Source organism: Streptomyces sp. MMBL 11-1, from assembly GCF_028622875.1.
Lineage (GTDB): Bacteria > Actinomycetota > Actinomycetes > Streptomycetales > Streptomycetaceae > Streptomyces.
Genome location: NZ_CP117709.1, coordinates 7092029 through 7111836, shown reverse-complemented (window position 1 = coordinate 7111836; position 19808 = coordinate 7092029). Strand labels below are relative to the sequence as shown.

The following is a 19808-nucleotide window of genomic DNA, read 5'->3' as shown; positions in this document are numbered from 1 at the left end:
AGGCGGCCGCCCTACTTCGAGGGCAGCTCCTTCAGTTGGATGTCGCGGAACGACACCTGGTCGTCGGCTCCGTGGTTCTGGAGGCCGATGTAGCCGTCCTTCAGACTGCGGGCCGGGTCGGTGTTGGTGAAGTCGTTGATCTTCGCTCCGTTGAGGAAGACCTGCAGACGTTCGCCCTGGACCTTGATCTCGTAGCTGTTCCACTGGCCCGGTGGCCGCAGGACGCGGTCGCGGGCCTTGATGTTGGCGGATTTGAAGGTGTAGACGGCGCCAGTGGTGCGGTCGGCGGCGTCGGTGGCGTCGATCTGGATCTCATACCCGTTGTTGACCGCCGACCACGGGTCGTCGGACTCCGGGAAGCCCACGAAGACGCCGGAGTTGTCGTCGCCGCTCATCTTCCAGTCGAGCTTCAGCGAGTACGACTTCAGCTCCTTGGCCTGGTAGGTGAGCAGACCCATGCCGCCCTCGGAGTGCAGGGCGCCGTCACTGACGGAGAACTTCCCCGGGCCCGCCTGCTTCCACCCTTCCAGCGTCTTGCCGTTGAAGATGGGCCGGTAGTCCTTGTCCGGCTTGCAGTCGGCCTTGACCTGGCCGGTGGCGTAGCGCAGGCCGCCCAGCACGTGGCTGCGGAAGGCCGGCTCGGCGTAGGACTCCTTGGTGTGGCCGAGGCCGGTGTAGAAGGAACGGCCGCCCTCGTAGGTCTGGCACCAGGAGATCGGGTGATCGCCCTTCATGTTCCCGCCGGTGTAGGTGGTCTCGTCGAGTGTGGCGAGGACCTTGGCCTTGTCGCGGGGGTTGGTGCCGTAGTTGTACCACTCGTCGGTGCGCTCCCACTCCTCGTCCAGGTGGGCGGTGGCGGGATGGTCGTGGTCCTCGACGCGGACGGTGGCGGGCTGGATCTGCGGGTGGGAGTCGAAGTAGGCGCCGACGAGGCCGCCGTAGAACTCCCAGTCGTACTCGGTGTCGGCGGCCGCGTGGATGCCGACGTAGCCGCCGCCGGTGGCGACGTAGTTCTCGAACGCCTTCTGCTGCTCGGCGTTGAGGACGTCACCGGTGGTGGAGAGGAACGCGACGGCGTCGTAGCGGGCCAGGTTGCTGGTGGTGAACTGGGCGGCGGACTCGGTGGAGTCGACCGTGATGTTGGTGTCCTTGCCGATCTCCTTCAGGGCCGCGATGCCCGTGGGGATCGAGTCGTGGCGGAAGCCGGCGGTCTTGGAGAAGACCAGGACGCGCTTGGCGGTCCTGTCGGCGGGGGTGTTGGACAGTTCGAAGTCGTCGACGTCGTAGAGCGCTCCGTCGCCGCCCTTGAAGACCAGGAAGAGGTCGGTCTGCTTCTTGGGCGCGCCGCGCAGCGGGATGTCGATGTCCTGGAAGGTGTCCCAGCTGCCGGTCACGGGGACGGGTCCGGAGCCGAGGATCTTGCCGGTGGGCGATCCGGTGCGCACTTCGAGGAAGCCGCCCGAACCGGCGGACGAGACGCGGGCGGTGAGTTTGGTGGTACCGCCCAGGACGTACGTCTTGAAGGAGATCCAGTCGTCGTTGTGGATGTCGCCGACCGTCTTGCCGCCGTGCGCGCTGGACTTGCTCGGCGTGGTGACGCCGGAGGAGGCGTCGAAGTGCTCGGCCTGGCGGTGCTTGGGCTGGAGCCGGGAGGCGTCCTTGCCGGTCAGCTTGGCCTGGCCTCCGCCGCCGTTGTCGGTGTAGGAGGCCGAGATGCCGCCGTAGATGTTGGCGTTGGGGTCGTGGCCGCCTTCCATGGCGGTCTTGATGGTGCCCTCGCAGCCGTGCTCGGTGGTGATGTCGTGGCCGTGGCTGTCGTGGCCCAGGGTGAACTTGACCTCGACCTTGGTGCAGTCGATGGTCCCGTCCTCCGGGTCGCTGACGTTCACCTTGAACGGCACGGCGTCGCCGAACTCGAAGAGCTGTCCGTCCTCGGGGAGTTCCAGCTCCACGGTGGGGGCGGTGTTGCCGACGGTGACGTGGACGCTGGCCGAGCCGGTGCGGCCGGTCGGGTCCTCGGCGGTGAGCGTGGCGGTGTAGGTGCCGTTCTTCTTGTACGTGTACGTGGGGTTGGCGGCGGTGGACTTTCCGCCGTCCCCGAAGTCCCAGGCGTAGGTGAGCGGGTCGTCGTCGCCGTCGGCGGTGCCGGCCGAGGAGAACCTCACCTTGAGGGGCGCGGTGCCGGAGGTCTTGTCGGCCGAGGCCTCGGCGATGGGTGAGCGGCCTCCGGTGGCGTTCTCGATGCGGTAGAGCGCGGAGTTCTCGTCGCCGCCGAACCAGGCGAGGCCGTAGTCGAGGACGTACAGGGCCCCGTCCGGGCCGAAGGCCATGTCCATGATCTGCGTGCCGGACCACGGCACGTCGTTGATGGACTGGACAGCGCCGCCGGCGTCCTGCTCGATGCGCTTGATCCACTGGCGGCCGAACTCACCGGCGAAGAAGTCGCCGTCGTAGGCCTCGGGGAACTTGACCGGGGAGTCCAGGTCCGCGTCGTAGCGGTAGACGGGTCCGCCCATCGGGGACTCGGAGCCGGTGCCGAACTCGGGCAGCGAACCGCCGTCGTACGGGATCCACGCGGCCTGGGCCGGCGGCAGGTCGACGAGCCCGGTGTTGTGCGGGGACTCGTTCTTCGGGGCGGCGCAGTCGAAGGCGGCGCCCGATGCCTTGGTGGCGAAGTCGTAGTCGATGTAGGGCTCGTTGTCGCCGACGCAGAAGGGCCAGCCGAAGTTGGCGGCCTTCGTCACCTTGGCGAACTCGACCTTCCCGGCGGGTCCGCGCTTGGGGTCGGCAGCGCCCGCGTCGGGGCCGTAGTCGCCGACGTACACGGTGCCGGTGGCCTGGTCGACGGAGAAGCGGAAGGGGTTGCGGAAGCCCATCGCGTAGATCTCGGGGCGCGTCTTGTCCGTCCCGGGAGCGAAGAGGTTCCCTTCCGGGATCGTGTACGAGCCGTCGTCGGCGACCTTGATGCGCAGGATCTTGCCGCGCAGGTCGTTGGTGTTGCCCGAGGTGCGCCGGGCGTCGAACGCCGGGTTGCGGTCGGGGCGTTCGTCGATCGGGGTGAAGCCGTCGGAGGCGAACGGGTTGGTGTCGTCACCGGTGGAGAGGTAGAGGTTGCCCTCGGCGTCGAAGTCGATGTCGCCGCCGACGTGGCAGCAGGTGCCGCGCGAGGTGGCGACGTCCAGGACCTTCTTCTCGCTGGCGGTGTCGAGGGTGCCGTCCTCGTTGAGGACGAAGCGGGAGAGCCGGTTGACGCCCTCGAACTTCGCGAAGTCGGCGGGGGTGCCGGTCTCCGGGGCGTCGCCCGCGGGGGTGTCCATCGGCGGTGCGTAGAAGAGGTAGATCGCCCGGTTCTCGGCGAAGTCGGGGTCGACGCCGACGCCCTGGAGGCCTTCCTCGTCGTGCGTGTACACGGGGAGGGTGCCGGAGATCTTGGTGTTGCCGGCGCTGTCGGTGATCCGCAGCTCGCCGCCCCGCGAAGTGTGCAGCACGCTGCGGTCGGGGAGGACGGCGAGCGACATGGGCTCGCCGGTCTCCTCGGCGCCCTTGGCCAGGGTGACTTGCTGGAAGTCCTCCGCCAGGGACTCGTCGTGTCCGGGGTGGGCGGTGGCGCCGGGGGCGGAGCCGAGGGTCAGGGTGGCGGCGGCGAGTAGGCCGCCGGTGAACAGCGCGAGCGATTTGCGGACGCGGGTCCGGGCCAGGAGCCGCTTTCTGGTTCTGTGCACGTAGGTCCTCCGGAGAGTGCCGGTTGTACGGGCGGGTGTAGCCGTGCCGTGCCGCGCGGGGACTGCCGCGCATGCGTCACCGGGGACGGGAGCGACCCCGGTGACGCGAGTCATGTCGTGTACACGAAATGGACGGTAGACCTGTTCGTCCTCGACGGAAAGCCCTTGTGCGACAGGTAAGTCGAACTTCTGCTTCCGCCAGGACAAAGCGGTTTTCGGGCAGCGCGAGGCAGCCCCGGGGGCTGGGGGCCGTGGACCGGGTCATGCCCCCGGGGCTTGATCGTCCGTGCCTACTCGCCGCCGCCGAAGGCCGCGTCGAAGGAGGCCGACGGCGGGTCGAAGTCGAACCGCTTGAGGCTGGCAAGCGCTTCCGGGGCGCCGGTCAGCCGGTCCATGCCGGCGTCCTCCCACTCCACGGAGACCGGGCCCTGGTAGCCGATGGACCGGAGCATCCGGAAGACGTCCTCCCAGGGCACGTCTCCGTGGCCGGCGGAGACGAAGTCCCAGCCGCGCCGGGGGTCGCCCCACGGCAGGTGCGAGCCGAGGCGGCCGTTGCGGCCGTCGAGGCGCTTGCGGGCCTCCTTGCAGTCAACGTGGTAGATCCGGTCGCGGAAGTCGTAGAGGAAGCCCACCGGGTCCAGGTCCTGCCAGACGAAGTGGCTCGGGTCGAAGTTCAGGCCGAACGCGGGCCGGTGGTCCACCGCTTCGAGCGCGCGCTGGGTGGTCCAGTAGTCGTACGCGATCTCGCTCGGGTGCACCTCGTGGGCGAAGCGCACCCCCTCGGCGTCGAACACGTCCAGGATCGGGTTCCAGCGCTCGGCGAAGTCCTCGTAGCCCCGCTCGATCATGTGCGGCGGGACGGGCGGGAACATCGCGACGAGGTGCCAGATCGAGGAGCCGGTGAACCCGATGACCGTGTCCACCCCGAAGGCGGCGGCCGCCCGGGCGGTGTCCGCGATCTCGGCGGCGGCCCGTCGCCGTACGCCTTCGGGCTCGCCGTCGCCCCAGATGCGGGCAGGCAGGATGCCCTGGTGGCGTTCGTCGATCGGGTTGTCGCAGACGGCCTGGCCGACCAGGTGGTTGGAGATCGCGAAGCACTTCAGCCCGTACTTGTCGAGCAGTTGGTGCCGGGTGTCCAGGTACCCGGGGTCGGCCAGCGCCTTGTCGACCTCGAAGTGGTCTCCCCAGCAGGCGAGTTCGAGACCGTCGTAGCCGAAGTCCCGGGCGTGCTTGCAGACCTCCTCCAGCGGGAGGTCGGCCCACTGGCCGGTGAACAGGGTGAAGGGGCGGGGCATGGGCGGCTACCTCCTGATGTCCGAGGACGGGACCGGGGTGTGCACGGAGTTCTTGGCGGCGCTCTCCTCCACGGCGGCGAGCACCCGCTGCACCTGGAGCCCGTCCGCGAACGACGGTACGGGCGCGGCGCCGTCGGCGATCGTGTGGACCACGTCGCGGGCCTGGTGGACGAAGGTGTGCTCGTAGCCGAGTCCGTGGCCCGGCGGCCACCAGGCCTCCAGGTAGGGGTGGTCGGGTTCGGTGACGAGGATGCGCCGGAAGCCCGCGGTGGCGGCGGGCTCGGTGTGGTCGTGGAAGGACAGCTCGTTGAGCCGTTCCAGGTCGAACGCGAGCGAGCCCCGCTCCCCGTTGATCTCCAGGCGCAGGGCGTTCTTGCGTCCCGCCGCCATCCGGGTCGCCTCGAAGGAGGCCAGGGCGCCGGATGCGAGGCGGCCGGTGAAGATCGCCGCGTCGTCGACGGTCACCTCGCCCCGCTCCACCGCATCGGCGCTGCCGGAGAGCCCGGCGGACGCCCCGGCGAGCAGGGGCCTCTCCCGTACGAAGGTCTCGGCCACCGCGGACACCCCGGTGAGCAGTTCACCCGAAAGGTACTGGGCGAGGTCGACGATGTGGGCGCCGAGGTCCCCGAGCGCGCCGGACCCGGCGTGCTCGCGCTTGAGCCGCCAGGTGAGCGGTGAGGCCGGGTCCACCAGCCAGTCCTGGAGGTAGGTGGCGCGCACATGGCGCAGGGGCCCGAGCCGGCCCTCGGCGATGAGCTGCCGGGCGAAGGAGATCGCGGGCACCTTGCGGTAGTTGAAGCCCACCATCGCCACCTGTCCGCGGGCGGAGGCCGCCTCGGCGGCGCGGACCATCGCCTCCGCCTCGGCGACGGTGTTGGCGAGCGGCTTCTCGCACAGGACGTGCTTGCCCGCCTCCAGGGCGGCGATGGCGATCTCCGCGTGGCTGTCGCCGGGGGTGCAGATGTCGATCAGCTGGACATCGTCGCGGGCGATCAGTGCCCGCCAGTCGGTCTCCGCCGCCGCCCAGCCGTGCCGGGCGGCGGCGTCCTCGACCGCCGCACGGTCGCGTCCGCAGATCGCGGCGAGAGCGGGCCGCAGGGGCAGGTCGAAGACGTGTCCCGCGGTGCGCCACCCCTGCGAGTGGGCGGCGCCCATGAACGCGTATCCGACCATGCCGACCCCGAGCGTTCCTGGCGCCTCCCGCGGCGAGGGTGCTGGGGCTTGCGTTTCCGTCTCTTGACTACGGGCCATGCGGACTTCCTCCTCATCGGTGTGCGGTAACGGGCCGGGGGATGCGCTCTGAGCACCCCCCGGAGTCCCGGTCAGTTGAAGCCCGTCGGCAGGTACTGGTCGATGTTGTCCTTCGTCACGACCGCGGAGTACAGGGTCAGGGAGGTCGGGATCTCCATCTCGGAGAGCCCGCTGATGCCCTTGGACTGGCCGAGGGCCCGGGCCAGGTCGATCGCGGACGCGGCCATCGTCGGCGGGTAGAGGACGGTCGCCTTGATGACCGAGTCGTCGGCCTTGATGGCGTCCATCGCGGACTTGGCGCCGGCGCCGCCGACCATGATGAACTCGTCGCGGCCCGCCTGCTTGATGGCACGGAGCGCGCCGACGCCCTGGTCGTCGTCGTGGTTCCACAGGGCGTCGAACTGCTTCTGTGCCTGCAGGAGTTGGGCCATCTTGGCCTGGCCGGACTCGACGGTGAAGTCGGCGGCCTGGCGGGCCACCAGCTTGATGTTGGAGTAGTTCTTGAGCGCGTCGGCGAAGCCCTGGCTGCGCTGCTTGGTCAGCTCCAGGTTGTCGATCCCGGCGAGTTCGACGACCTTGGCGTTCGGCTTGTCCTTGAGCTGCTCGCCGATGTAGTGCCCGGCGTTGAGCCCCATACCGTAGTTGTCGCCGCCCACCCAGCAGCGGTAGGCCTGCGGAGAGGCGAAGATGCGGTCCAGGTTGACGACGGGGATGCCCGCCCTCATGGCTTCCAGGCCGACCTGGGTGAGGGCCTTGCCATCGGCGGGGAGGACGACGAGGACGTCGACCTTCTTGTTGATGAGGGTCTTGACCTGGCCGATCTGGGCGGCGGTGTCGTTGGAGCCCTCGGTGATCTCCAGGGTGACGTCGGAGTACGTCTCCGCCCGGGACTTGGCGTTCACGTTGATCGCGTTGAGCCAGCCGTGGTCGGCCTGCGGTCCGGCGAAGCCGATGGTGACGGCCTTGCCCGGCTTGTCGTCGGCGGGGGCGCTCTTGGCGGCGGGCTCGGTCTTCTTCGGCTCGTTGCTGGTGCAGGCGGTGAGGAGCGCGCCCGCGGAGACGGCGGCGGTTCCGAACAGCAGCCCTCTGCGGCTGGTTTCTGGCATGACGGTCTGACCCTTCATCCGGTGGGTGCGTACGAGGTGCGGGGGTGCGGGGCGTTCAGGGGCCGGGGCGCGCGGGGTGCTCAGGTCTCCCTGCCGCGCATGGTGCGGCGCTGGACGAGGACGGCGGCGACGATGATGGCGCCCTTCGCGATCTGCTGGACGTCGCTCTGGAGGTTGTTGAGAGCGAAGATGTTGGTGATCGTGGTGAAGATCAGGACGCCGAGGACGGAGCCGACGATGGTGCCCCGGCCGCCGCTGAGCAGGGTCCCGCCGATGATCGCGGCGGCGATGGCGTCGAGCTCGTACAGGTTGCCGTTGGTGTTCTGGCCGGAGCCGGCGAGCACGATCAGCATGAAGGCGGCGATGCCGCAGCACAGCCCGGACAGCAGGTAGAGGTAGAGGCGCTGGCGGCGGACGTCGATCCCGGCGAGCCGGGCGGCCTCCGCGTTGCCGCCGACGGCGACGGTGCGGCGGCCGAAGGTGGTCCGGTTCAGGATCAGCCAGCCGACGACGGTGACCACGGCGAACATGATGACCAGTGGCGGGATGCCCAGGATGTAGGAGTCGGGCAGGCCGAGGTCCAGGACCGAGTCCACGGTGACGATCTGGGTCTTGCCGTCGGTGATCTGGAGGGCGAGCCCGCGGGCCGACGCGAGCATGGCCAGCGTCGCGATGAAGGGGACCATTCCCCCGTACGCGATGAGGACGCCGTTCACGAGTCCGGCGGCGAGGCCGACGATGACCGCGGTGAACGCGATGCCGGCGAACCCGTACTCCTGCGTGGCCAGGGTCGTCGCCCACACCGAGGCGAGGGCGACCATCGCGCCGACGGACAGGTCGATGCCGCCGCTGATGATGACAAAGGTCATGCCGACGGTGACGACGCCGATGACGGAGGCCTGGGTCAGGATCAGCTGGAGGTTCCCGGTGTCCAGGAAGGCGTCCGGTTCGGTGATGCCGCCGACCAGGATCAGGGCGGCGAGGACGCCGAGCAGGGACAGGATCCGGACGTCGAGCCGCAGACCGAGGGCCGGCCTGCCGCCGCCCGACTTCGCGGGCGGCGTGTCGGAGGGTCCGGTGAGGGACCCCTTGTCCGGCCCGTTGTGCTGCGCCGACGGGGCGGGCTGTGTCATGGCGTCGGGCTCCCTTCCATCACGAGGTCGAGTACGCGGTGCTCGTCGAGCTCCTGGGCGGGGGCCGTGTGGACCACTTCGCCCTCGCGGAGGACCAGCACCCGGTCGGCGAGGCCCAGGACTTCGGGCACTTCGCTGGAGACGAGCAGAACGGCGAGGCCTTCGTCGGCCAGCCGGCGGATCACGGCGTAGAGCTCGGCGCGCGCGCCGACGTCGACGCCACGGGTGGGTTCGTCCAGCAGCAGGACCCGGCAGCCGCGCAGCAGCCAGCGGGCGAGGACGGCCTTCTGCTGGTTGCCGCCGGAGAGGGTGCGGACGGCGGCATCCGGATTGTCGGGCCGCATCTGCAGCTCACGGGTGGCGTTCCGCGCGGCCTTCCGCTCCCCGCCCCGGTCGATCCAGCCGACCCGGGCGAAGCGGGAGAGGGAGGAGACCGAGACGTTACGGGTGACCGACTCGGTCATCAGCAGGGCCTGCGCCTTGCGTTCCTCTGGCGCGAGACCGATGCCGGCGGCGACGGCGGCGCGGACGCTGCCGGGGCGGAGCTGCTTTCCGGCGACGGTGACGGTCCCGGTGGACGCCTTACGGGCTCCGTAGATGGTTTCGAGGATCTCGGAGCGTCCTGAGCCGACGAGTCCGGCGAGGCCGACGATCTCGCCGGGCCGCAGTTCCAGGTCGACGGGGGCGAACTCGCCCTTGCGGGAGAGACCTTGGACGCGGAGCACGGGTTCGGTGGCGGCGGGGGCCGGCTCTTCCGGGCGCGGCGGGAAGACATAGGCGACGTCCCGGCCGGTCATCATGGCAACGATGTCGCGGGTGGGTGTGCCGGCGGCGGGCAGCCCGACGGCCACGGTCCTGCCGTCCTTGATGACGGTGACCCGGTCGCCGATGCGGCGGATCTCCTCCAGGCGGTGCGAGATGTAGACGACGGCCACCCCGTCGGCGGTGAGGCCGTCGACGATCCGGAAGAGGTTGTCGACCTCGTCGGGGTCGAGGGCGGCGGAGGGCTCGTCCATCACGATGAGCCGGACGTCGTGGGAGAGCGCCCTGGCCATGGAGACGATCTGCTGCTGGGCGGCGGAGAGGTCCCCGACCTGCCGGGCGGGGTCGATCTCCGGGTGCCCGAGTCGCGCCAGGAGCGCTTTCGCTGCGGAACGCCCCTCCCCCGTACGGACGATGAAGCCGGCGCTGGTCGGCTCGTGGCCGAGGAAGACGTTCTCGGCGACCGACAGGCCCTCGACCAGGTCGAGTTCCTGGTAGATGGTCGCGATGCCCAGGCGCATGGCCGCGATCGGCGACTTGAGCTGGACGGTTTCGCCGCGCCAGGTGATCTCGCCATCGTTGGGCTGGTGGGCTCCGGCGAGCACCTTGATGAGGGTGGACTTGCCCGCACCGTTCTGGCCGAGGAGGCAGTGGACCTCGCCGGCCTGGACCTCCAGGTCGACGCCGTCCAGGGCGCGGACGCCCGGGAAGAGCTTGGTGATGCCGGACATGGTGAGCAGGGGTGGTTCTGGTGCCATGACGAATCCCCTCGGCGAATGGGGTCTCCCCTGCTCGGGCGGTGCCGAGGGGCCGGGGAGGGCCGGTGAGCGGACAGGGCGCAGGGCTGGAGGTGCCGTGGAGCCGGCGGCACCGCGAACGGCTGCTGACTGGTACCTGATGAGCGAGTACCTGACTGGTACCGGACGGACGTCGGATACCTGACCAAGACGGTGATGCTACGGCCCTGTGGTCAGGCCGGTGAGAAGAGGTGGTCGCTGATGAGCCGGGCCGCGCCGATCACTCCGGCGGTGGGCCCCAACTCGCCCAGCACGATGGGGAGATTGCCGGTGGCCAGGGGGAGGGACTGCTTGTAGACCTGGGTGCGGACACTGGCGAGGAGGTTGTGACCGAGGCCGGTGACCCCGCCGCCGATCACCACCAGACCGGGATTGAAGAAGCTGACCAGGCTCGCGATCACCTGGCCGAGCCGGTTGCCGCCCTCGCGGATCAGGTCGAGCGCGGCGGCGTCCCCGGCAGCGGCGGCGGTCGCCACGTCGGCGGCGGTGAGGCTGCCCGCCGCCTCCAGCCGGGCGGCGAGCTCGGGCGAGTGGCCCTCCCGGGCCGCGTACTCCGCGTCCCGCGCGAGGGCGGCGCCGCTGAAGTGGGCTTCCAGGCAACCCTTGTTGCCGCAGGCGCAGGCCCGGCCGTCCGGGGCCACCTGGATGTGCCCGATGTCCCCCGCGCTGCCGGTCGTACCGCGGTAGACCTCGCCGCCCACCACGATGCCGCAGCCGATGCCCGTACCGATCTTGACGCAGAGGAAGTCGCCCACGGAACGGGCCACGCCCGCGTGCTGCTCCCCCATCGCCATGAGGTTCACGTCGTTGTCGACCATGACGGGGCAGCCCAGCTCCTGGCTGAGCGCCTCGCGGACCGGGAACCCGTCCCAGCCGGGCATGATCGGCGGCGCGACCGGCACGCCCTCGGGAAACCGGACGGGGCCGGGGACCCCGATGCCCGCGCCGTCGAAGCCCTCGGCGAGCCCGGAGGCCCGCAGTTTGGCGGCCAACGACAGGACCTGCTCGAAGACGGCGACGGGGCCCTCGCGCACGTCCATCGGGTGGTTGAGGTGTCCCAGGACCTCCAGCTCCGCGTTGGTGACGGCCACGTCTATCGAGGTGGCGCCGATGTCGACCCCGAGGAAACGCAGTTCGGGAGCGAGCCGGATGTTGTGCGAGCGGCGCCCGCCGCGCGATGCGGCGAGTCCGTCGGCCACCACCAGGCCGGTGTCCAGCAGCCGGTCCACCTCGACGGCGAGCTTCGAGCGCGACAGCTCGACCTGATCACCCAGTTGCGCACGGGAGTTGGGGCCCCCGTCGCGCAGCAGTCGGAGCAGCCGTGCCTGATGCGCGTTCGCGGGTCGTGCCGTCATGCGTCTCACGCGTCCCTCCCCGCCACATCGGCCAGTCCGTCGGGCTTTCGAGGGGAACGTAGCAGCGCTTTCCCGGAGTGGGAAGAAGTTGCGCAGGAATCCATGCCAACTTTCTCCACACCCAGGACAAAGGTTCTCGGCCGGAGGTCACCGGGACGCCCGGGAAACGGTCAGGGGCAGCGGATGACCTGGCCGGCGTAGGAGAGGTTTCCGCCGAATCCGAAGAGCAGGACGGGCGCGCCGGAGGCGACCTCGCCGCGCTCGACCAGCTTGGACAGGGCCATCGGGATGGAGGCGGCCGAGGTGTTGCCGGAGTCCACCACGTCCCGGGCGATGACGGCGTTGACCGCGCCGATCTTGCGGGCGACCGGCTCGATGATCCGCAGGTTGGCCTGGTGCAGGACGACGGCGGCCAGGTCCTCCGGGGCGATCCCCGCCTTCTCACAGACCCGGCGGGCGATCGGGGGGAGCTGAGTGGTGGCCCAGCGGTAGACGGACTGACCCTCCTGCGCGAAGCGCGGCGGCGTCCCCTCGATCCGGACCGCGTTGCCCATCTCCGGCACGGAGCCCCACAGCACCGGTCCGATGCCGGGCCCGTCCGGGGCGTTGGGGGCCGTCGGGTCGGCGGTGACGACGGCGGCGCCCGCGCCGTCGCCGAGCAGGACGCAGGTGGAGCGGTCGGTCCAGTCCGCGATGTCGGCCATCTTGTCGGCGCCGATGACCAGGGCCCGGGTCGCCGCGCCGGCCCGGATCGCGTGGTCGGCGGTGGCCAGCGCGTGCGTGAAGCCGGAGCACACCACGTTGATGTCCATCACGGCGGGCGAGCCCATGCCGAGCCGGGCCGCGACCCGCGCCGCCATGCTCGGGGACCGGTCGATCGCGGTGGAGGTGGCGACGAGGACCAGATCGATCTCCGAGGGCACCAGCCCGGCCGTGGCCAGCGCCTTGGCTCCCGCGTGCGCGGCCATCTCGTCCACCGGCTCGTCGGGGCCACCCACGTGGCGGGTCTTGATACCGACCCGGCTGGTGATCCACTCGTCGCTCGTGTCGACCATGGCCGCCAGATCATCGTTCGTGAGCACCTTGGCGGGCTGGTAGTGGCCGAGCGCCACGACACGTGAGCCGGTCATACGGGTTCCCATCGTCGGGTGGGGCAGGAGCCATCCCAGTCTTGGTCGCTACCGCCGGGTACAGGGGCACGTGATCCCACAGGAATCCGGCCCACACGTTGGAGCATTGACAACAGCCTGGTCGGCATGTAGAAGCCGTGCCTGCGACGCGCCGGTGCGGGTGCGGGTGCCGGACAATGACGGTCAGGTCCCGGCTTCCGACCATACGGACAGAAGCCATCGCACACGAACAGAATCGGGGTTCACTTCCATGGGACGGGCCACCGAACGCCGCCGCACCCTCCGTATCCGGGACGGTGCCGTCTCCTCCCGCGCGGACACCCTGGTGGCGGAGGAACCTCTGGAGATCCGCCTGAACGGCCGTCCGCTGGCCATCACGATGCGTACGCCGGGCGACGATTTCGCGCTGGCGGCGGGCTTCCTCGTCAGCGAAGGGGTGATCGCGGAGGGGGACGAAGTGCAGTCGATCGTCTACTGCGCCGGGGCGACGGCGGACGGTGTGAACAGCTACAACGTGGTGGACGTGAGGCTCGCGCCCGGAGTCCGCGTCCCCGACATCACGCTGGAGCGCAACGTCTACACCACCTCCTCGTGCGGTCTGTGCGGCAAGGCGAGCCTTGACGCGGTACGCACCGCGACCCGGCACCCCGTGGCCGACGCGCCCCCGGTGCGGGTCACCCCGGAGCTGCTGTCCGCCCTCCCGGACCGGTTGCGGGCCGCACAGCGGGTCTTCGACCGGACGGGCGGCCTGCACGCCGCCGCGCTGTTCTCCGAGGAGGGCGAACTCCTGGACGTCCGCGAGGACGTCGGCCGCCACAACGCGGTCGACAAGCTGGTGGGGCGGGCGCTGACGGACCACCGGCTGCCGCTGTCACGGGCCGTCCTGCTGGTGTCGGGGCGGGCCTCCTTCGAGCTGGCGCAGAAGGCCGTGATGGCGGGGATCCCGGTGCTCGCGGCGGTTTCGGCGCCATCGTCGCTGGCCGTGGACCTGGCGGCGGAGAGCGGCCTCACACTGGTCGGCTTCCTGCGCGGCCCGTCGATGAACGTGTACGCCGGTGAGCACCGGATCGCGCTGGAGGCGGGGGCCCACCAGGGCTGAGGCGCGGAGCGGCTGAGATCCGGAGCGGGAGGGCCCGAGCGGGAGATCCGGCCAGAGAGCCCGGAGCGGGAGATCCGGGCTCGTCAGTCATGGCGCTTCCTCCCTGCTCATGGCGCTTCGTCGCTACCGGCTACCGTAACCGCCGGGTTCTGGGAGGGCTCGGGGTCGCGGGAGCGGCGCTTGGCGATCACCGCGCAGACCATCAGCTGCATCTGATGGAAGAGCATCAGCGGCAGCACCGCCAGGCTCGCGTGCGCCCCGAAGATCACGCTCGCCATCGGCAGCCCGGCCGCCAGGCTCTTCTTCGACCCGGCGAACTGGATGGCGATCCGGTCCGCCCGGCCGAACCCGAGCCGCCGCGCCCCGTACCAGCTCAGGGTGAGCATCAGCGCCAGCAGGACCGCCTCGGCGGCGAGCAGCCCGCCGAGGCGGGCCGGGGTGACCCGGTGCCAGATGCCGGCGACCATGCCTTCGCTGAACGCGCTGTAGACGACGAGCAGGATCGCCCCCCGGTCGACCAGGCCGAGAATTCTCTTGTGCCGGGCGAGGAAGACGGCGACCCATCGGCGCAGCAGCTGTCCGGCGAGGAACGGGACGAGCAGCTGGAGCACGATCTTCAGCAGGGAGTCCGCCGAGAACCCGCCCCCGGCCGAACCGAGGAGCAGCGCGGCGAGCAGCGGGGTCACGAGGATCCCGGCGAGGCTGGAGAAGGACCCGGCGCAGATCGCGGCGGGCACGTTCCCCCGGGCGATCGAGGTGAAGGCGATGGATGACTGGATCGTCGAGGGGACCAGGCAGAGGAAGAGGAAGCCCGCCTGGAGCTCGGGCGTCAGCACGTACGGCACCAGCCCGCCGCTCGCCAGCCCCAGCAGCGGGAAGAGGACGAAGGTGCAGGCCAGGACGGTGAGGTGGAGGCGCCAGTGCTTGAGCCCGTCGAGCGCCTCGGCCGTGGACAGCCGCGCCCCGTAGAGGAAGAACAGCAGGGAGACCGCGGCGGTGGAGGCCCCGCCCGCCACGTCGGCGGCGGTTCCCCGGGCGGGCAGCAGCGCCGCGAGGGCCACGGTCCCGGCCAGCGCCAGGACGTAGGGGTCGACGGGCGGCCAGGACGGCGGTCTCGGGATGCGGCGCGTCATCTGCTCGGGTCTCCAGGGGTCGGCCGGACGCCGGACGGACGTCCCGGATCTCCCGGGCGTCCCGGACCTCCCGTGCGTCCCGGGCATCTCGGGTGTGCCGGGCGTACCGGGCGTGCCGGACGGACGGGCCGGATATGCCGGGCGTCGCGTGCCGCTGCCTGCGGGCGGCCTCGGGTGCGGGCGGTCGTGCGGGCGTGCGGGCGGCGGTCATGCCGGCGGGCGGGCGAGGGGGGCGGTCGGTCGTGCGGGCGAGCGGTCGGGCAGCGGGTCGTGTCGGCATCCATCCTGCTCCCGCACCCTCTCATCGGGAATCACACATACCGCTCTGACTGTCATCACGGATCCCGATAACGTGGCGCCATGGACGCCACGTACGACCCCACCCAGTTGCGTACCTTCCTCGCCGTGGCCCAGACGCTGAGCTTCACCCGGCCGCGCGCAGACTGGGGATCCGCCAGTCCACGGTCAGCCAGCATGTGCGGCGGCTGGAGGGGGCGGCCGGGCGGCAGCTGTTCACCCGCGACACCCATCGCGTCGACCTCACCGAGGACGGCGAGGCGATGCTCGGCTTCGCCCGGACGATCCTGTCGGCGCACGAGCGGGCCGCGGCGTTCTTCACGGGCACCCGGCTGCGCGGCCGGCTGCGGTTCGGGGCCTCCGAGGACTTCGTGCTGACCCGGCTCCCCGAGATCCTGGAGTCCTTCCGCCGTGACCATCCGGAGGTCGAGCTCCAGCTCACCGTGGAACTGTCCGGGACGCTGCACCGGCAGCTCGCGGCGGGCCGGCTGGATCTGGTGCTGGCGAAGCGGCGGACCGGCGACACCCACGGGGAGCTGATGTGGCAGGACGCGCTGGACTGGATCGGCGCGCCACAGCTGCGCGTCGATCCGGAGCGCCCCGTGCCGCTGGTCGTCTTCCCGCCACCCGCCATCACCCGGGCCCGCGCCCTGGAGGTACTGGAGGAGCACGGGCGGGCGTGGCGGATCGCCTGTACGAGTACGAGCCTGAGCGGTCTGGTCGCGGCGGCGCGGGCGGGCCTGGGGGTGATGGCGCACTCCCGGGGGATGGTCCCGCCGGGGCTGGCGCCGGTTCCGGCCAGGGCAGGTCTGCCGGAGCTCGGCGGCGTCGACTTCGTACTGCTGTACGGGAACCGCCGGGGTGCGGCCCAGGATGCGGCAGACGCGCTGGCGTCCGCGATCCTGGCGGGCGGCGACCGGCTGCACCGCGGGACCGGCGGCGGGGAGGGCCGGTAGCCACACTCCCACCGGCCGCACAGCGGAACCGGCGGCGGGGAGAGTCCGTGCCACTCCGCGGACCGGCCGCGGTCGCGGTCGCGGCGATCGGAGCGGTCGCAGTGGCCGCGGCGGTCGGATTCGGTGGAGATTCCGGCGCGAGCCGCTTACCCCTCCGTCAGAACTGGGCCGGCCGGGCGCCCGAGCCTTGCCCATCTGGCCGGATTTCGACGGTCGATCCGGGCGGACGGCACAGTGCGCGGAGCGTCCGGTCCCCTCCCGCCGGGCCCCCGCTTGGGGTAGCGTCGCGGCGCTGTGCGGAGCGCCACGAGGAGCATGTCATTGCGCGATTTCACTGTCCCACCCCTGCCGGCGGCACCTCTGGTCGGCGGTCTGGCCGATGTGGTCTTCGACTACGCGGAGGACGATCCGCACCGGGTCGCGCTCGGCCGCAAGGACGCCGGTGGCCAGTGGCGTGATGTGACCTCCGGGGACTTCCGCGATCAGGTGCTGGCTCTGGCCAAGGGGCTGATCGCGCACGGGGTGCGGTTCGGCGACCGGGTCGCGCTGATGTCCCGCACGCGCTACGAGTGGACGCTCTTCGACTTCGCGCTCTGGACCGTCGGGGCCCAGTCGGTGCCGATCTACCCGACCTCTTCCGCCGAGCAGGTCCTGTGGATGCTGCACGACGCCGAGGTGGTGGCGGTGATGGTCGAGCACGAGGACCACGCGATGACCGTCGGCTCGGTGATCGACCGGCTGCCGCGTCTCCAGCGGCTGTGGCAGCTGGACGCCGGAGCGGTGGACGAGCTGTACGGGGCGGGCGCGGGCATCGACGAGGAGGTGGTGCAGCGGCACCGGCGCGCGGTGACGCCCGATTCCGTGGCGACCGTCATCTACACCTCGGGGACGACGGGCCGCCCCAAGGGGTGTGTGATCACCCACGCGAACTTCATGTTCGAGAGCGACACGATGGTCACGCGCTGGGAGCCGGTGTTCCACTCCAGGCCCGGCGACGAGGCGGCCACGCTCCTCTTCCTGCCGCTGGCCCACGTCTTCGGGCGGATGGTCGAGATCGCCGCGGTCCGCGGCCGGGTCAAGCTCGGCCATCAGCCGGAGCTGTCCGCGAACGCGCTGATGCCGGACCTGGTGACGTTCCGGCCGACGTTCATCCTGGCGGTGCCGTACATCTTCGAGAAGGTGTTCAACGGGGCCCGGCGCAAGGCCGAGGCGGAGGACCGGGCCGGGCCGTTCGACAAGGCCGTCGACATCGCGGTGAAGTACGCCGAGGCCATGGAGCAGAAGGCGTTCGGGGACGGGCCGGGGCCTTCGGCCGGGCTGCGGATGCAGCACCAGTTCTTCGACAAGGTCGTCTACAAGAAGGTCCGCGACGCGATGGGCGGCCGGATGCGGCACGCGATGTCGGGCGGCTCGGGCATGGACCGCCGGCTCGGGCTGTTCTTCGCGGGCGCCGGGGTGAGCGTCTTCGAGGGGTACGGGCTGACCGAGTCGACCGCGGCGGCGACGGCGAACCCTCCCGAGCGCACCCGGTACGGGACGGTCGGGCAGCCGATTCCGGGGACGTCGGTGCACATCGCGGACGACGGCGAGGTGTGGCTGCACGGGCCGAACGTGTTCTCCGGCTATCTGAGCGACCCCGGGGCCAGCCGGACGGTGCTGCGGGACGGCTGGCTCGCCACCGGGGACCTCGGCGCGCTGGACGCGGACGGCTATCTGACGATCACCGGGCGGAAGAAGGAGATCCTGGTGACGTCCGGCGGCAAGAGCGTCTCCCCCGCCGGTCTGGAGGAACGTGTACGGGCGCATCCGCTGGTGGCGCAGTGCATCGTCGTCGGCAACGACCGCCCGTACATCGCGGCGCTCGTCACGGTCGACCAGGAGTCCGTGGACCACTGGCTGTCGATGCGGGGCCGCAGCCCGCTCGGCCCGGCCGACCTGGTGCGCGACCCGGACCTGGAGATGGAGGTCCGCCGGGCGGTGGTGGCCGCCAACACGGCAGTGTCCCAGGCCGAGTCGATCCGTACGTTCCGGATCCTGGCCCATCCGTTCACCGAGGAGCTGGGGCTGCTGACGCCCTCGCTGAAGCTGAAGCGCAAGGCAATCGAAACGGCGTACGCGGTCGAGGTCGACGCGCTCTACCACTGACCCGGGGACGGGGCGGACCGCGTACCACCGACCCCGGGGGGGGCGGGGCGGACCGCAGTCCTGCGGGACCCCGGGGCGGGCCGCTGTCCTGCGGAACCCCGGGGCGGGAATGCCTGGACCCGGACGGTCGTTGTCGTGGGGAGTATCCACCGACGACGTTAGGATCGACCGCTCGTGAGCCAGGTCCCCTCCATCACCCTCAACAACGGCCTCGACATGCCGCAGCTCGGTTTCGGTGTCTGGCAGGTGCCGGACGACGAGGCGGAGAGGGCGGTCGCCACGGCCATCGAGACCGGGTACCGGAGCATCGACACCGCCGCGATCTACGAGAACGAGACCGGCACCGGCAAGGCCATCGCCGCCTCCGGCGTCGCCCGCGACGAGCTCTTCGTCACCACGAAGCTGTGGAACGGCGAGCAGGGCCACGACCGTGCCCTGCGGGCCTTCGACGCCTCGCTGGACAAGCTCGGCCTGGACTACGTCGACCTGTACCTGATCCACTGGCCGGTCCCGGCGAAGGACGCGTACACCGAGACGTACAAGGCGCTGGAGAAGATCCTCGCCGACGGCCGCGCGAAGGCCATCGGTGTGTCGAACTTCCACCCCGAGCACCTGAAGCGGCTGCTCGCCGAGACCTCCGTGGTTCCGGCCGTCAACCAGATCGAGCTGCACCCGCAGCTCCAGCAGGCCGAGCTCCGCGCCTTCCACGCCGATCACGGCATCGCCACCGAGGCGTGGTCGCCGCTGGGTCAGGGCAAGGGCCTGCTGGAGGTGCCGACGGTCGTCGCCATCGCCCGGAAGCACGGCCGTACGCCCGCCCAGGCGGTGCTGCGCTGGCATCTGCAGACCGGCAACATCGCGATCCCGAAGTCCGTGACACCGTCGCGGATCGAGGAGAACCTCGATGTGTTCGGCTTCGAGCTGGACACCGACGACCTCGCCGCCTTCGCGGCCCTGGACGAGGGCAAGCGGCTCGGCCCCGACCCGGCGGAGTTCAGCGCCGGCGCCTGAGCGTCCGGCGACGGCGCCCCCACCGTGATCCCGGTGGGGGCGCCGTCGTCAGCCGGTGTGCCGGCCCGTGCCGGCCCGCAGTACACACGTCGAACCGGGGAGACAGGAAAACATGAGCGGCGAACTCGCGCCCGTCGTCGAGGCGGGCCCGTACCGCCTGCGCAACGTCGGCAGCCGGCTGGTGCTGGAGGTGTACGGCGCGGCCAAGGGCAGCGGGGCGCTGGTCCAGCAGGGCAAGGACGACGGGACCGCCGCGCAGGTGTGGCGGCTGGCCCCGGTGCACGAGGGCGCGGCCCTCTTCCACCTGGTCAACGAACACAGCGGGAAGCGGCTGGACGTGGCGAACGCCGACACGGAGAACGGCACCCGGATCCAGCAGTGGAAGGCCAACAACTTCGGCGCCCAGGAGTGGCTGATCGAGCAGCACCCGGAGGCGCCCGGGACGGTGACCCTGGTGAGCTTCATCAGCGGCCTCGTCATGGAGGTCGCGGACCGTTCCACCGAGGCCGGGGGCACGGTTCAGCAGTGGGAGGACACCGACTCCCCCTTCCAGTGGTGGCGGTTGGAGCCGGTGTCGCGGGCAACGTCTGTCAGCTGATCCTCACCGGATCGGCCG

13 protein-coding genes and 1 pseudogene are annotated in these 19808 nt (G+C 70.9%); 5 read left to right on the top strand and 9 right to left on the bottom strand.

Annotation, left to right across the window (positions count from 1 at the left end; all coding sequences use genetic code 11):
* Positions 1-11: 11 nt before the first annotated feature.
* The 8 genes from PSQ21_RS31390 to PSQ21_RS31355 all read right to left on the bottom strand — a co-directional run bounded on the left by PSQ21_RS31390 (position 12) and on the right by PSQ21_RS31355 (position 12551).
* The gene (locus PSQ21_RS31390; RefSeq protein ID WP_274034683.1) at positions 12-3722 is read right to left on the bottom strand and encodes a ThuA domain-containing protein; all 3711 of its coding nucleotides are present in this window, start codon (positions 3720-3722) and stop codon (positions 12-14) included.
* Positions 3723-4012: 290 nt separating this feature from the next.
* Entirely contained in the window at positions 4013-5017 is a 1005-nt protein-coding gene (locus PSQ21_RS31385; protein WP_274034682.1) for a sugar phosphate isomerase/epimerase family protein, read from the bottom strand.
* A gap of 6 nt (positions 5018-5023) precedes the next feature.
* Positions 5024-6268, bottom strand: a complete 1245-nt coding sequence (locus PSQ21_RS31380; protein ID WP_274034681.1) for a Gfo/Idh/MocA family protein — start codon at positions 6266-6268, stop codon at positions 5024-5026.
* Between the two features lie 71 nt (positions 6269-6339).
* On the bottom strand, positions 6340-7374 hold the full coding sequence (locus PSQ21_RS31375; protein WP_274034680.1) for a substrate-binding domain-containing protein: 1035 nt from the start codon (positions 7372-7374) through the stop codon (positions 6340-6342).
* An 80-nt stretch (positions 7375-7454) separates the two neighbouring features.
* Positions 7455-8507, bottom strand: a complete 1053-nt coding sequence (locus PSQ21_RS31370) for an ABC transporter permease (RefSeq protein WP_274034679.1) — start codon at positions 8505-8507, stop codon at positions 7455-7457.
* Complete coding sequence (locus PSQ21_RS31365) at positions 8504-10027, bottom strand: sugar ABC transporter ATP-binding protein (RefSeq protein WP_274034678.1); 1524 nt, start codon at positions 10025-10027, stop codon at positions 8504-8506. The genes PSQ21_RS31370 and PSQ21_RS31365 overlap by 4 nt, the downstream gene beginning before the upstream one ends.
* Before the next feature lie 212 nt (positions 10028-10239).
* Positions 10240-11421: an ROK family transcriptional regulator gene (locus PSQ21_RS31360; protein WP_274034677.1), complete on the bottom strand. Its 1182-nt coding sequence runs from the start codon at positions 11419-11421 to the stop codon at positions 10240-10242.
* 170 nt (positions 11422-11591) lie between these two features.
* On the bottom strand, positions 11592-12551 hold the full coding sequence (locus PSQ21_RS31355; protein ID WP_274034676.1) for a beta-ketoacyl-ACP synthase III: 960 nt from the start codon (positions 12549-12551) through the stop codon (positions 11592-11594).
* A gap of 250 nt (positions 12552-12801) precedes the next feature.
* On the opposite strand from PSQ21_RS31355, the gene fdhD reads away from it, so the two are divergent.
* Entirely contained in the window at positions 12802-13650 is an 849-nt protein-coding gene (fdhD, locus tag PSQ21_RS31350; RefSeq protein ID WP_274034675.1) for a formate dehydrogenase accessory sulfurtransferase FdhD, read from the top strand.
* Between the two features lie 107 nt (positions 13651-13757).
* Here the strand turns inward: fdhD and PSQ21_RS31345 are convergent, their stop codons facing one another.
* Positions 13758-14783, bottom strand: coding sequence for a bile acid:sodium symporter family protein (locus PSQ21_RS31345; RefSeq protein ID WP_274034674.1), 1026 nt, complete (start codon positions 14781-14783; stop codon positions 13758-13760).
* 360 nt (positions 14784-15143) lie between these two features.
* On the opposite strand from PSQ21_RS31345, the pseudogene PSQ21_RS31340 reads away from it, so the two are divergent.
* The 4 genes and pseudogenes from PSQ21_RS31340 to PSQ21_RS31325 all read left to right on the top strand — a co-directional run bounded on the left by PSQ21_RS31340 (position 15144) and on the right by PSQ21_RS31325 (position 19790).
* Positions 15144-16036, top strand: a pseudogene (locus tag PSQ21_RS31340) (LysR family transcriptional regulator).
* A 345-nt stretch (positions 16037-16381) separates the two neighbouring features.
* Positions 16382-18181, top strand: coding sequence for an AMP-dependent synthetase/ligase (locus PSQ21_RS31335; RefSeq protein WP_274036030.1), 1800 nt, complete (start codon positions 16382-16384; stop codon positions 18179-18181).
* A gap of 174 nt (positions 18182-18355) precedes the next feature.
* Positions 18356-19192, top strand: a complete 837-nt coding sequence (locus tag PSQ21_RS31330; protein WP_274034673.1) for an aldo/keto reductase — start codon at positions 18356-18358, stop codon at positions 19190-19192.
* 112 nt (positions 19193-19304) lie between these two features.
* Positions 19305-19790, top strand: a complete 486-nt coding sequence (locus PSQ21_RS31325) for an RICIN domain-containing protein (RefSeq protein ID WP_274034672.1) — start codon at positions 19305-19307, stop codon at positions 19788-19790.
* Positions 19791-19808: the final 18 nt, after the last annotated feature.

Bases quoted from the DNA above. Each gene is read 5' to 3' on its own strand.
- PSQ21_RS31360 (WP_274034677.1), bottom strand. From the start codon at position 11,421: ATGACGGCACGACCCGCGAACGCGCATCAGGCACGGCTGCTCCGACTG.
- PSQ21_RS31365 (WP_274034678.1), bottom strand. From the start codon at position 10,027: ATGGCACCAGAACCACCCCTGCTCACCATGTCCGGCATCACCAAGCTC.
- PSQ21_RS31355 (WP_274034676.1), bottom strand. From the start codon at position 12,551: ATGACCGGCTCACGTGTCGTGGCGCTCGGCCACTACCAGCCCGCCAAG.
- PSQ21_RS31380 (WP_274034681.1), bottom strand. From the start codon at position 6,268: ATGGCCCGTAGTCAAGAGACGGAAACGCAAGCCCCAGCACCCTCGCCG.
- fdhD (WP_274034675.1), top strand. From the start codon at position 12,802: ATGGGACGGGCCACCGAACGCCGCCGCACCCTCCGTATCCGGGACGGT.
- PSQ21_RS31385 (WP_274034682.1), bottom strand. From the start codon at position 5,017: ATGCCCCGCCCCTTCACCCTGTTCACCGGCCAGTGGGCCGACCTCCCG.
- PSQ21_RS31375 (WP_274034680.1), bottom strand. From the start codon at position 7,374: ATGCCAGAAACCAGCCGCAGAGGGCTGCTGTTCGGAACCGCCGCCGTC.
- PSQ21_RS31345 (WP_274034674.1), bottom strand. From the start codon at position 14,783: ATGACGCGCCGCATCCCGAGACCGCCGTCCTGGCCGCCCGTCGACCCC.
- PSQ21_RS31325 (WP_274034672.1), top strand. From the start codon at position 19,305: ATGAGCGGCGAACTCGCGCCCGTCGTCGAGGCGGGCCCGTACCGCCTG.
- PSQ21_RS31370 (WP_274034679.1), bottom strand. From the start codon at position 8,507: ATGACACAGCCCGCCCCGTCGGCGCAGCACAACGGGCCGGACAAGGGG.